Annotated in this window: 13 protein-coding genes; 11 read left to right on the top strand and 2 right to left on the bottom strand. The window is 67.6% G+C overall.

Annotation, left to right across the window (positions count from 1 at the left end):
- Window positions 1-53 precede the first annotated feature (53 nt).
- From AC2IR1_RS03065 to AC2IR1_RS03025, 9 genes are read left to right on the top strand one after another with little or no spacing between them, the layout of a single operon-like run.
- The gene (locus AC2IR1_RS03065; RefSeq protein WP_486474811.1) at window positions 54-1,247 is read left to right on the top strand and encodes an acyl-CoA dehydrogenase family protein; all 1,194 of its coding nucleotides are present in this window, start codon (window positions 54-56) and stop codon (window positions 1,245-1,247) included.
- A 9-nt stretch (window positions 1,248-1,256) separates the two neighbouring features.
- Complete coding sequence (locus AC2IR1_RS03060) at window positions 1,257-2,381, top strand: acyl-CoA dehydrogenase family protein (RefSeq protein ID WP_486474810.1); 1,125 nt, start codon at window positions 1,257-1,259, stop codon at window positions 2,379-2,381.
- Window positions 2,381-3,208 (top strand): SDR family NAD(P)-dependent oxidoreductase, encoded by an 828-nt coding sequence (locus AC2IR1_RS03055; RefSeq protein WP_486474809.1) that lies wholly within the window; start codon window positions 2,381-2,383, stop codon window positions 3,206-3,208. Before AC2IR1_RS03060 ends, AC2IR1_RS03055 begins: the two co-directional genes overlap by 1 nt.
- Window positions 3,205-3,669: a MaoC family dehydratase gene (locus AC2IR1_RS03050; RefSeq protein ID WP_486474808.1), complete on the top strand. Its 465-nt coding sequence runs from the start codon at window positions 3,205-3,207 to the stop codon at window positions 3,667-3,669. Before AC2IR1_RS03055 ends, AC2IR1_RS03050 begins: the two co-directional genes overlap by 4 nt.
- The gene (locus tag AC2IR1_RS03045; protein WP_486474807.1) at window positions 3,666-4,589 is read left to right on the top strand and encodes an SDR family NAD(P)-dependent oxidoreductase; all 924 of its coding nucleotides are present in this window, start codon (window positions 3,666-3,668) and stop codon (window positions 4,587-4,589) included. The genes AC2IR1_RS03050 and AC2IR1_RS03045 overlap by 4 nt, the downstream gene beginning before the upstream one ends.
- A 23-nt stretch (window positions 4,590-4,612) precedes the next feature.
- Complete coding sequence (locus tag AC2IR1_RS03040) at window positions 4,613-5,815, top strand: acetyl-CoA C-acyltransferase (protein ID WP_486474806.1); 1,203 nt, start codon at window positions 4,613-4,615, stop codon at window positions 5,813-5,815.
- Between the two features lie 7 nt (window positions 5,816-5,822).
- Window positions 5,823-6,485 (top strand): histidine phosphatase family protein, encoded by a 663-nt coding sequence (locus AC2IR1_RS03035; RefSeq protein WP_486474805.1) that lies wholly within the window; start codon window positions 5,823-5,825, stop codon window positions 6,483-6,485.
- 9 nt (window positions 6,486-6,494) lie between these two features.
- Window positions 6,495-7,520, top strand: a complete 1,026-nt coding sequence (locus tag AC2IR1_RS03030; protein WP_486474804.1) for a phosphotransferase family protein — start codon at window positions 6,495-6,497, stop codon at window positions 7,518-7,520.
- Window positions 7,521-7,528: 8 nt separating this feature from the next.
- Entirely contained in the window at window positions 7,529-7,930 is a 402-nt protein-coding gene (locus AC2IR1_RS03025) for a PaaI family thioesterase (RefSeq protein WP_486474803.1), read from the top strand.
- 143 nt (window positions 7,931-8,073) lie between these two features.
- Here AC2IR1_RS03025 and AC2IR1_RS03020 read toward each other — a convergent pair whose 3' ends face one another.
- Window positions 8,074-9,120, bottom strand: a complete 1,047-nt coding sequence (locus AC2IR1_RS03020; protein WP_486474802.1) for an NAD(P)/FAD-dependent oxidoreductase — start codon at window positions 9,118-9,120, stop codon at window positions 8,074-8,076.
- Between the two features lie 55 nt (window positions 9,121-9,175).
- Here AC2IR1_RS03020 and mnmC2 point away from each other — a divergent pair, with 55 nt between their 5' ends.
- Together mnmC2 and AC2IR1_RS03010 are read left to right on the top strand one after the other, a co-directional pair.
- Window positions 9,176-9,856, top strand: a complete 681-nt coding sequence (mnmC2, locus tag AC2IR1_RS03015; RefSeq protein ID WP_486474801.1) for a tRNA (5-methylaminomethyl-2-thiouridine)(34)-methyltransferase MnmC2 — start codon at window positions 9,176-9,178, stop codon at window positions 9,854-9,856.
- The gene (locus tag AC2IR1_RS03010) at window positions 9,853-10,719 is read left to right on the top strand and encodes a DMT family transporter (RefSeq protein ID WP_486474800.1); all 867 of its coding nucleotides are present in this window, start codon (window positions 9,853-9,855) and stop codon (window positions 10,717-10,719) included. Before mnmC2 ends, AC2IR1_RS03010 begins: the two co-directional genes overlap by 4 nt.
- Here the strand turns inward: AC2IR1_RS03010 and AC2IR1_RS03005 are convergent.
- Complete coding sequence (locus AC2IR1_RS03005) at window positions 10,684-12,579, bottom strand: transglycosylase SLT domain-containing protein (RefSeq protein ID WP_486474799.1); 1,896 nt, start codon at window positions 12,577-12,579, stop codon at window positions 10,684-10,686. The genes AC2IR1_RS03010 and AC2IR1_RS03005 overlap by 36 nt on opposite strands.
- Between the last annotated feature and the right edge of the window lie 105 nt (window positions 12,580-12,684).

Genomic DNA, 12,684 nt, shown 5'->3' with positions numbered 1-12,684 from the left:
AATGTGTGAAATTCTATTCTGCAATGCGAAAGACAACCGTTGGGGAGGACGGTATGCTGGATCTCAGCGACAACCCGGACCTGTTCCGGGCCAATGTTTCCACGTGGATAGAAGCACATTGCCCAGAGGCGCTCAGGGCGATTCCCTCGAAGGATCGGGAGATCTGCTGGGGCGGCAAACGCTTCACCTTCAGCTCTGCGGCGCAGCGCGACTGGATGCAGGCCGCCGCCGGTTGCGGCCTGACCGCGCCCCGCTGGCCGGTCGAATATGGCGGCGCCGGCCTAACCCGCGCGCAGGAAAAGATCTACCGCGAGGAACTGGCCCGCCTGAACGCCCCCACCCCGCTGGAAAGCTTCGGCCTCTGGATGCTCGGCCCGGCGCTGCTGGCCTTCGGCACCCATGAACAGAAGCTGCACTACCTGCCCCAGATCACCCGCGGCGAAATTCGCTGGTGCCAGGGCTATTCCGAACCCGGCGCGGGATCCGACCTCGCCTCGGTGCAGACCCGGGCAGAAGACAAGGGCGACCACTGGCTGGTCAACGGCTCCAAGATCTGGACAAGCTACGCCGACCAGGCCGACTGGATCTTCGCGCTGGTCCGCACCGACCGCGAGGCGCCGAAGCATCGCGGCATCTCCTTCATGCTGATCGACATGACCGCGCCCGGCGTCACCACCCGCCCGATCCGCCTGATCTCCGGCGCCTCGCCCTTCTGCGAAACCTTTTTCGAGAACGTCGTTGTGCCCAAGGAGGACCCCGCGGGCCTCTCCCGCATCGTGGGGGATCTGAACCGAGGCTGGGACGTGGCCAAGCACCTGCTGACCCACGAACGCGAAATGATCGGCGGCGGCGCGCAGGGCCTTCTGGGCACCCGCTCCCTTGGCGCCTTCCTGCAGGATCTGGATCCGCAGACGATGCAGGATCCCGTGCTGCGCACCCGCGCGATGGAGCTGGAGGTCGACAGCCTCGCCACCGCCATGACGTTGGAACGATACAAGGACATGGCGAAACAGGGCGGCGTCGGCCACGCCTCCGCCATGCTGAAATACGCCGGGACCGAGCTGAACAAGCGACGCTACGAGCTGCTCATGTCCCTGACCGGCAGCGACGGGCTGGAATGGGACGGCGCCCATGGCGCGCTCGCCCCAGAATGGCTGCGCACCAAGGCAAACTCGATCGAAGGCGGCACCTCAGAAGTGATGCTCGACATCCTCGCCAAGCGCGTCCTTGACCTGCCCGCGCAATAGGAGCCCGTGATGACCCTTTCCCTCATTCCCACCGAAGACGAGGTGATGCTGCGCGACAGCGCCCGCGCCTTCCTCGCCGAGGCGAGCCCGGTTTCCGCCCTGCGTGCCAACCGCGACAGCGGCAAACCATACGCATCAGGACTGTGGCGCGAAATGGCCGCGCTCGGCTGGACCGGCGTCCTGCTGCCCGAAGAGGCTGGCGGATCCGACATGGGCCACCGCGCCGCCGGGATCCTGGCGGAAGAGATGGGTGAAGTCCTCGCCGCCTCGCCCTTTCTCAGCACCGCCGTGATCGCCGCCACAGCCCTGCGCAAGGCCGGCAGCGCGCGCCTGTCCACCATCGCCGACGGCGCGGTGACCTATGCCCTCGCCATCGACGAACACGCCAAATTTTCCCCTGATCGAAGCACCTTGCCTGCCACCCGCTCCGGCAACGGCTATCGCCTGACCGGGCGGAAGCGCTTCGTGGCGGAGGGCAGCACGGCGGACCGCCTGCTGGTCCTCGCCCGCACCTCCGGCAGCGCGGGGGACCCGATGGGCCTGACCCTCTTCGACGTCGACGCCACCCGCGCCGGGATCACGCGAAAGCATGTGTCGACGATCGACAGCCGCGACCATGCGACGATTGATTTCGACGCCGTGGAAGCGACCGGTGAGGACATCCTGGGCGAAGTCGACGGCGCCCACATCATCATACATACGGCACTGAATGCCGGTCAGGCCGGTCTCGCTGCGGAACTCCTCGGCGTGACCTCCGGTGCCTTCGGCATGACCGCCGGATACCTGCGGGAAAGGCGTCAGTTCGGCCGCACCATCGGCTCCTTCCAGGCGCTGCAGCACCGCGCCGCGCATCTGTGGACCGAGATCGAGATCACCGCCTCCGCCGTCGCCAATGCTGGACGAGTGCTGGACGCAACACCGGAGGACGCGGACCTGGCCGTGTCGGTGGCCAAGGCCCGCGCGACGGAAACCGCGAAACTGGCCGTCAGCGAGGGCGTCCAGATGCATGGCGGTATCGGCATGACGGATGAATTCGACATGGGGTTCTTCATGAAACGCGCCCGCGTGGGTGCAGAATGGCTGGGCGACTACGGCTATCACGCCGCGCGCGCTGCCGCAGCAAGGGGCTTTTGATGAGCTTGAAACCAAACGAACTTTTCGACCTGACTGGAAAGGTGGCACTGGTCACCGGGGGCGCCACCGGCATCGGCCGCATGGCCGCCGAAGGGCTGGTCGCCGCAGGTGCCCGGGTCCTGATCGCCTCCCGCAAGGGCGAGGCCTGCGAGGCCGTCGCGGCGGAACTGAACGCCATGGACCTGCCCGGCAGCGCCGAAGGTTTCGCGGGCGATGTCGCCACGTCCGAGGGCATCGCCGCCCTCGCCGAAACCGTACGCAGCAGAACGGAAATGCTGCACATCCTGATGAACAACGCCGGCCGCACCTGGGGCGCACCTCTTGGAGACTTCCCACAGGACGCCTGGGACAAGGTTCTGACACTCAACGTCACCGGCATGTTCCAGTTGACCCAGGCGCTGCTGCCGCTTCTCCGCGCTGCGGCGACGCCCGACGACCCCGCCCGCGTGGTCAACGTCGGCTCCGTCATGGGGGAGATCCCCAAGGGCCAGGGCGCCTATTCCTACGCCACCTCCAAGGCTGCGGTGCACCACATGACCCGCATCCTCGCGAATGAGCTAACCCCCGAAGGTATCACGGTAAATGCCATCGCCCCCGGCCCCTTCATGTCCAAGATGATGGCCTTTGCCATCGGGCACGAGGAAGGCCGGAAGAAGACCGCGGCCACCGTCCCCGCCGGTCGCGTCGGTCGCGAGGAAGACGTCGCAGGCGTCATGCAATTCCTCTGTGGGCGCGGCGGCTCCTATATCTCCGGCGCGATCATCCCGCTCTCTGGCGGCATGCAGGTCGCCACCGCCAAGGCCGCCTTCCTGGAGGATGAGACGTGACCATACCTTCCCGTACGGAATACCAGTCGCTTGTCGGCCAGAAGCTCGGCACTTCGTCCTGGGTGGAGGTCACTCAGGCCCGTATCGACGCCTTCGCAAACTGCACCGAGGATCGCCAGTTCATCCACGTCGATCCGGAGCGGGCCGCGCAAACGCCCTTTGGCGGGACCATCGCCCATGGCTTCCTGACGCTCTCGCTGCTCTCCGTGATGACCTACGAAATGCCCGGGATCGAGGGCACGACCATGGCGGTGAACTACGGGATGAACCGCGTGCGCTTCATCTCACCGGTGCCGGCAGGCGCCAGGATCCGCGGCCATTTCGTCCTCTCCAAGGTCGAGGAAATCCGCCCGGGGGAGATCCAGACCACCACAGAAGTGAGCGTGGAAATCGAAGGACAGGAAAAGCCGGCCCTCGTCGCAGAGTGGCTCGGACGCAGATATTTCGGAGAAGAGTCATGACCATAAGCTTCGACGGCCGGGTGGCCATCGTCACCGGCGCGGGCGTGGGCCTGGGCCGCAGCCATGCGCTCGGCCTCGCGGCACGGGGCGCAAAGGTGGTGGTGAACGACCTCGGCGTGGCCACCGACGGCACCGGCCAAAGCTCGGCCCAGGCAGAACAGGTGGTGGAGGAGATCTGCGCCGCAGGGGGCGAAGCCATGGCCCATGGCGCCAATGTCACCGATGCGGCGCAGGTGCAGGACATGGTCGATCAGGCCATCGCGGCCTGGGGCAAGGTCGACATCCTCGTCTGCAACGCCGGCATCCTGCGCGACAAGACCTTCTCCAAGATGGAGCTGGACGACTTCCGCAAGGTGGTCGATGTGCATCTGATGGGCTCCGTCGTGCCGACCAAGGCGCTTTGGGAACATTTCAGGACGCAACAGTATGGACGTATCGTCTACACCACCTCCGCCTCGGGGCTTTACGGCAATTTCGGCCAGTCGAATTACGGTGCCGCGAAGGCTGCGCTGCTCGGCCTGATGAACGTGCTCTGCCAGGAGGGCGCGAAATACGACATCCGCGCGAACCTGCTGGCCCCGACCGCCGCGACCCGGATGACCGAGGGCCTTCTGCCCGAACAGATCCTCGACCTGCTGCGCCCCGAAACCATCACCCCCGGCCTGCTGACCCTTCTGCACGAAGATGCGCCCAGCCGGATGATCCTCGGCGCCGGAGGCGGCTGCTTCACCGAAACCCGGATCTACGAAACCCCCGGCGTGGCCTTCGCGGACGAAGACCTCGACCCCGACAGCATACAGGCACGGATGGAGGAGATCCGTGCCGAAGCCGGGCAACAGGTCATGCCGGGCGCCTTCGCGCAGACCCGCAAATACGCGGCCATGGCCGCCGCGCTGCGCGGCATCGCGCTGCCGGAATAGTTAATTTCAAGGGAGGAATCTTCATGCGTGAGGCTGTCATCGTCTCCACCGCGCGCACCCCGATCGGCAAGGCCTATCGCGGCGCGTTCAACAATACCCAGGCGCAGGAACTGATCGGCCATGCCGTGAAGCATGCCGTCGCCCGCGCCGGGCTGGAGGGGCCAGAGGTGCAGGATTGCGTCATCGGCTGCGCCATTCAACAGGGCTCCACCGGGGGCAATATCGGCCGCCAGGCGGCGATCCGTGCCGGGCTGCCGACCTCGGTCGCAGGCTTCTCGATGGACCGCCAATGTGCCTCCGGCATGATGGCCATCGCCACGGCGGCCAAGCAGATCATCACCGACGGGATGCAGGTCGCCGTGGGTGGCGGGGTGGAGTCCATCTCTTTGGTGCAGAACCAGAATATGCGCTCCGACCGGGCCCGCGACCCCTGGATCACCGAGCATCGCCCGGACATCTACATGACCATGCTGGAAACCGCCGAGATCGTCGCGGATCGCTACGGCGTCACCCGCGAAGACCAGGACGCCTATGCCCTGCGCAGTCAGCAGCGCACCGCGGCGGCCCAGGATGCGGGCAAGTTCGACGACGAGATCGTCCCCCTGACCGCCACCATGGGCGTGATGGACAAGGAGACCAAGGAGGTCTCTTTCAGGGAGGTCACGCTACAGAAGGACGAAGGCAACCGCCCCTCCACCACGCTCGACGGCCTGACCTCACTTGTACCCGTTTTCAAGGACGGCCAGCAGATCAAGGAAGGTAAATACATTACCGCAGGGAACGCCTCGCAGCTCTCCGACGGCGCCTCGGCCTCCGTGCTGATGGAGGCCGGAGAGGCAGAGCGGCGCGGCCTGAAACCGCTGGGCCGCTATGTCGGCGTCATGGCTGCGGGGCTGGACCCGAACGAGATGGGGATCGGACCGATCCATGCCGTGCCAAAGCTGCTGGAAGCGCATGGCCTGACGGTGGAGGACATCGGGCTGTGGGAGCTGAACGAGGCCTTCGCCTGCCAGGTGCTGCAGTCCGCCCGCGTCCTCGGCATCCCGGATGAGCTGCTGAACGTCAATGGCGGGGCGATTTCCATCGGCCATCCCTATGGCATGTCCGGCGCACGGATGGTCGGTCACGCCCTGATCGAGGGCAAGCGCCGGGGCGCGAAATACGTCGTCTGCACCATGTGCGTCGGCGGTGGCATGGGGGCCGCGGGCCTCTTCGAAGTGCTCTGACATACGGATGGGTACGCTTTACCTGATACGGCATGGCCAGGCCTCCTTTGGCGCGGCGGATTACGACGTGCTGTCGGAAGCCGGCCATGCCCAGTCCCGCGCCCTGGGCCGCTGGTTCGCGGCGCAGGGCATTCGCCCCGACCGCACCGCCCATGGCGGGCTGAAACGCCAGCGCGACACGCTCTCGGGCATCCTCGAAGGCTTCGACGCCGCCCCCGCGCCGGAGGTCCTGCCGGGCCTCAGCGAGTTCGATTTCAAGGCCCTGCTCGATGCGCGTTTCACCGCTGGCAACGCGCCTGATCACCTGCACGACGACCGTCGCAGCCACTTCCGCACCCTGCGCGACACGGTGTTGATGTGGCAGCGGGACGAGGTGGAAAACCCGCCCGAACCCTGGGCCGATTTCGCCGCAAGGGTCGACTCGGCCCGCGCGGCGCTGATGCGGGACGGGGCCGAAACCGTCTTTGCCGTCTCTTCCGGCGGGGCGATCAGCCAGATGATCGCGGACACTCTCGGCGCCCCGGGCGAGGCCCAGATAGAGCTGCAGCTGCAGACCCGCAATTGCGCCGTGGCCCGCTTCGTCTTCTCGTCCCGCCGCCATTTTCTCAATGGTTTCAACGAGACGCCCTTCCTCGCCTCGTCTGACGATCCCCTTCTGACCTATTCCTGAAAGCCCGCCATGGACACCCAGACCCTGGATATCGCCGCCGTCGAACGCTGGCTCGCGGAGCATCTGCCCGGCTTTCGCGGCCCCGTCACGGCCGAGAAGTTCAACGTCGGCCAGTCGAACCCGACCTTCCGCCTGACCACGCCGGGACACCGCTATGTGCTGCGCCGCAAGCCCCCGGGCGTGCTGCTGAAATCCGCCCATGCGGTCGATCGCGAATTCCGCGTGCAAAAGGCACTGGCCGGGACGGGTGTGCCGGTCGCGAAGATGCATGTGCTCTGCGAGGATGACAGCGTGATCGGCTCCGCCTTCTACGTCATGGACGAGGTGCAGGGCCGCCATTTCAACCTGCCCGACCTGCCGGAGCTGGAGAGGGAGGCACGCCGCCCGATCCAGTCGGAAATGTCCCGTGTCCTGGCGGCGATTCACGGTGTCGACCTCGCCGCGACCGGCCTGTCCGACTACGGGCCGGAGGGCAACTACTACCGCCGCCAGATCGACCGCTGGACCAAGCAATACCGCGCCGCCGAAACCGAAACCCGCCCCGACATGGACGCGCTCGCCGCCTGGCTCGACCGCAGCATCCCGCCCGACGACGGGTTGCGTACGCTTGCGCATGGTGACTACCGGATCGACAACATGCTCTTCGCCCCCGACGCCCCCCGCATCGCCGCAGTGCTGGATTGGGAACTGTCGACCACGGGTCATCCCTTCGCCGATGTCGCCGCGGTGATCATGCAGTGGTCCATGCCGCAGGGGCCGGAGGGCCGCGGCCTGGCCGGGGTCGACCGCCGGGCGCAGGGGCTGATGGAGGATGCGGAATTCATCGACGACTACTGCGCCCGCGCGGACCTGCCCGGGATCCCGGGCTTCGGCTTCTACCTGGCCTTCACCTTCTTCCGGATGGCTGGCATCATCCAGGGCGTCTACAAGCGCGCGCTCGACGGCAATGCCTCGAACCCGGAACGCGGCCGCCAGATGGGGGCACTCGTGCCGCGGTTCGCGAAGGCCGGCCTCGACGCCGCCAAAACCGTCTGAGAGGCCCCATGGACCCCAAGCTGGTCGAAGATCCCTATCCGCTGCAACAGCACCTCGGCTTTCACATCACCGAATGGCGCAAGGACTACGCGCGGTTCGAACTGCCACAGGAAGCCTTCCTGATGAACCGCTACGGCATCCTGCACGGCGGCATCCATTCGGTCATGTGCGACACCGCCATGGGCTTTGCCGGCTGCTTCACCGGGGATCCGCAGGCGCGCAACCTCGCCATGACCCTGAACCTCAGCGTGAATTTCCTGGGCCAGACGAAGGGCAAGCTGCTGATCGCCGAAGGCTTCCGCACCGGCGGCGGAGCAAAGACCTTCTTCGCCGAGGCGAAGATCAGCGACGAAACCGGCGTGCTGGCCGCCACCGGCACCGGCGTCTTCCGGATCCGCCAGGGCGGCTGACCGAATTTCGGCCCGTCCCGGGCCGAAGCCTCCGGCGGGAGTATTTTCAGCCATCGAATAGAAGGACGCGCCCTTCCTCCATTCGATGGCTCCAAATACTCCGGGGGAGTCGCGGCCTGCCGCGACGGGGGCAGAGCCCCCTCTCAGAACAATGCCTCGGCGCGGAAACCTTCGGGGATCTCGTCCACGCCCTCCAGCACCAGGGCTGCCATGACCGCGCCGACCTTCGGCCCCATGCCGAAGCCGATCTTGAACCCGCCATTGGCGATGTACTGCCCCGGCTTGCCGGGCCAGCCCCCCAGCATCGGTGCGCGGGAGCGTGCCCGGGGCCGCAGGCCCGCCCAGCGTTCGACGACCTCGGCCCTGCGCAGCACCGGCATCGCGACCCGGGCCGCCTCGATCACATCATCCAGCTGCGCATCCGTCCCCAGCCCTTCGAACTCCCGCTCCGAGGTCGAGCCGATCGCGACTGTGCCATCGGCGTGCGGCACCACGTGAACACCCCCGGCGAAGACCTGCGGCACCACGCCCGCGTCGTGGCGCAGCAGCGCCGCCTGTCCCTTGATCGGCACGCCCACCTGGCGACCTGCCTCCTGGCTCATCTCCTCCAGCCCGGCTGCCCCGGTGGCCCAGATCACGGCGCCCGCGTCAGAGGCCTCTGCAACCACCTCGACACCGCGGGCCTCCAAGGCAGCGACGAGCGCCGCGCAGGCCCGCCGCGGGTGCATCCGCGCGGTCAGCGTGTCATGAACAAGGTAGCCCGACGGGCTTTCCGGCTCCCAGTCTCCGCCACGGGCCGCGATGACCTCCCAGGTGGCGCGCCCCTGCCAGAGCTCCGCCGCCGTCACCTCGCGCCCGCGCGCCAGCTCCACCGCATGGGCATCGGCCAGGGGTTGCAGCCGCCCGCTTCGGGCATAGCCCGCGCTGACACCGCCGATGGCCTCGACCTCGGCCCACCAGGCCTCCGCCATCAGCAGGCTCTCCAGCTGGAAGGCCTTCTTCTCGTTCCAGTTCTCCGGCACATGCGGCGCCAGCGCGCCGACCAGCCCGCCCGAGGCGCCCGCGCCCGGGCCGAAGGGATCGACCACGCGCACCCGTGCGCCCCGTTTCACGCATTCCCAGGCGCAGCTGAGCCCGAAGACGCCCGCGCCCCGCACGGTCACGTCCACACTGTTGACGGCGCTTGCCATTCCCCGGTCTCCGATCCATCTTGCCGCTGATTTTCCCTTCCTAGAGGATCCCCCGATGCAGGGCCAGCCGCCCGCGCTGGAGTGGAAAGAAGGCGATGTTCCCGTCGCCACCCGCTTCGACGACCCCTATTTCAGCCTCGGCAACGGGCTTGCCGAAACCGGCCATGTCTTCCTGGCCGGCAACGATCTGCCCGCGCGGTTCCGTGACGGCTTCCAGGTGGCCGAACTGGGCTTCGGCACCGGGCTGAACCTGCTTGCCGTCCTGAAACTCTGGCGCGAGACGGGCCAGCAGGGCACCCTGCATTTCACCACATTCGAGGCCTACCCCATGGCCGGCCCCGACATGGCCCGTGCCCAGGCCGCCTTCCCAGAGATCGCCACGCTCGCCGCCGAACTGGCGCCGCACCTGGGCTCCACCGCCTTCGACTTGCCTGACCTGTCCTTCCGCATGATCACCGGCGACGCGCGACAGACCCTGCCCGCATGGGACGGGGCCGCCGATGCCTGGTTCCTCGACGGTTTCGCCCCGGCGAAGAACCCCGAGCTTTGGGAAGCCCCGCTGATGCAGGCCGTGCATGACCACACCGCGCCGGGTGGCAGCGCTGCGACCTATACTGCGGCGGGCCACGTCCGCCGCGCCCTTGCCGACGCCGGTTTCGAGGTCGAGCGCATTCCCGGCTTCGGCCGCAAGCGCCACATGACCCGTGCCCTGCGCCCCCTCACGAGCTTCCCATGACCGAACAGAACAACCGCCGCGGGATCATGCTGATGATCCTGACCACCCTGATCTTCGCCGCTCAGGACGCATTGTCGAGCCACCTGGCCAGCACCTACAACACCATGATGGTCGTGATGCTGCGCTACTGGTTCTTCGCGGCCTTCGTGATCCTGGTCGCGGTACGCAAATCCGGCGGCATCCGCAGCGCCGCCGCGACCAGCCAGCCCGCGATCCAGATCCTGCGCGGCGTAATGCTGGCGCTGGAAATCGTCGTCATGGTGGTGGGGTTCACCTACCTCGGGATCATCGAAACCCAGGCCGTCTTCATCGCCTACCCCCTGATCATCGCCGCCCTTTCGGGGCCCGTGCTGGGGGAAAAGGTGGGCTGGCGCCGCTGGTCGGCCATCGGCGTGGGCTTCATCGGGGTGATGATCATCCTCGAACCCGGCATGGGGGTCTTCAACCCGGCGGCGGTTCTGCCGCTGATCGCGGCGGTCATGTTCGCCACCTACTCCCTGCTGAACCGCTACGCCGCACGGCGCGACAGTGCGGCCACCTCCTTCTTCTGGACAGGCACCGTCGGTTTCGTGGTGCTGACCGCGCTCGGCGTCTGGTTCTGGGAACCCATGCAGGCGCATGACTGGGGCTGGATGCTGCTGCTGTGCATCTTCGGGGCGCTCGGCCACTACCTGCTGATCCTGGTCTACGAGATGGCCGAAGCCTCCGCCGTGCAGCCCTTCGCCTATTTCCAGCTGGGCTTCGGCGCGATGATCGCCATTCCCCTGCTGCACGAAACCCTGCGCCCGAACGTGGCCCTCGGGGCGGCGCTGATCATCGGCGCGGGCCTATTCACCCTCTGGCGAGAGCGGCAGAAGCGTTGATCCCTTCAGCTCTTCGGTGAAGGGCACCGGCAGGGGTTCCAGCCCCAGCCGGGCCCGGTAGATCGGCAGGCTTTCCGCCACCCGCTGCACATAGTTTCGGGTCTCGCGGAAGGGGATCCCCTCGATCCAGTCCACCACGTCCACTCCGGCGTCCCGCGGATCGCCAAAGCGTTCCACCCAGGCGCGGGAGCGGTGCGGCCCCGCGTTGTAGCCCACCGACATCAGAACCACGTTGCCAGAAAACTCCTCCGACAGCTCCGCCAGGTAGGCCGATCCCAGCACCGCGTTGTGGCGCCAGTCGCGGGTCAGCCAGCCCTCCTCGTGCTCCACCCCCAGGCCGCTTGCGACATGCACGGCCGTGGCGGGCATCAGCTGCATCAATCCGCTGGCGCCTACATGAGAGCGGACCGTCGGGTCGAATTCGCTTTCCCGCCGGGCGATGGCCAGGGCCATTTCCATCGGCACCGGCAGCGCCATGTCCCGCATCGGATGCAGCGCATAGTAGGCGCGCGGCAGGATGATGTTCTCCTGCGCCGCAAGCTTGCCCAGCCGGACCGCCAGATGCGCATCCCCGCGCGCCTCCAGCATCGCGGCCAGACGGCGCAGGTCGGCCTCGTCCAGCTGGCTCGCGTAGTCCATCAGGAACATCTCCCCCGCGTAGGACTGGCCCGAGGCCACCAGCAGCATCGCCGCCCGCCGCAGCTCTGCCCCTTCGACCGCGCTGCCACGCCACTCCGCCGGGGCGTCCGTGCCGGCTAGACGCATGTCGAAGGGCACGCCCGCCTTCTCTGCGGCCAGAAGCCCGTAGAAAGTCGTCTGATGCTCTGCCCCGGCCAGGTAGGCGCGGCGCGCCTCCTCCGCATGGCCCGCCGCCTCCTGCGCCCGACCGATCCAGTACCAGGCCCGGCCAAGGGAAATCGGGGTCGCCACCCCCTCCGCCAGGGTCTCGAAGTGACCCAGGGCCGTGGCCGGATCATCCAGCCGGGTCAGCGCGATATAGCCCGCCAGCCACTCCAGGTCGGCAAAATTGCCGCCCTCGGTTATCTGGTGATGCGCCGCCAGCCGGTAGGCCAGATCGGGATCCCCGTCACGCAGGGCCTGCCGCGCCCAGATCCGCCGCTCGTTCGCCCAGTAATCGGGCCGGCCCAGGCCGCCCGGAATGTCGCTCTGCGTCAGCATGATCTGTCGCGCGTCATCGTCCCGGTCGGCGCCAACCGCCGCCCGGAACCGCGCATAGGCCAGCGCCGCATCCCCCTGCCCGCCATCGGCAAGGGCATCTATCCTGTCCCTCGCCCCCGGCGCGCCGGAACGGGCCAGCCTGCGTGCCTCCGACAGGTTTGCGGCGTCACTGCCCAGCCTGTCGGCCATGCGCCGCTGGTCATCGCTTTCGCCCTGCCAGAACATCTCCTCTGCGCGAGCCTCGTGATAGGGCGCCAGCGTTTCGGCGTAGGCGGACAGGTAATCGCCCTCCAGGCTTTCCGGCATCGGCATCTCCCGCCAGGCGCGGATCACCTGCGCCCGCGCTTCCTCCTGACGTCCCGCGCGGGCCAGACTGGTCGCGTAGATCAGCGCCCCCTCGGGCGTGCGCGGCGCCTCCTGCTCGAAGAAGGCAAGCACCTGGGCATCGCTCGCCTCGGCGAAGGCCAGTTCGCTCTGCCGACGCAGAAGCGGCAGCCCGGGCCAGTCCGGATGCGCGGCCAGGAAGATCAGCACATCGGCCGGTTCACCACGCCCGGCGCGCAGCCGTGCCCACTCCACGATTTCTTCCGCCAGCGGCCCGTCGCGTCTCGCGATCTCCGCCGCGCGGTCCCAGTCCCCCTCGGAAATCGCCCCGAATGCCCAGGCCAGGGGGCGGGGCATGATCCGGCTCGGACCCTCCTGCGCACGCAGCTCAGCCGCCCCCGACGACGCCAGGAGCGCTCCGCAAAGGGTGAAAAGCACCGGAAACTGTCTCGCTTTCACTTG

The sequence above is a fragment of the Pseudooceanicola sp. NS-SX8 genome, assembly GCF_057380755.1.
This window is presented reverse-complemented; position numbering and strand designations above follow the sequence as displayed.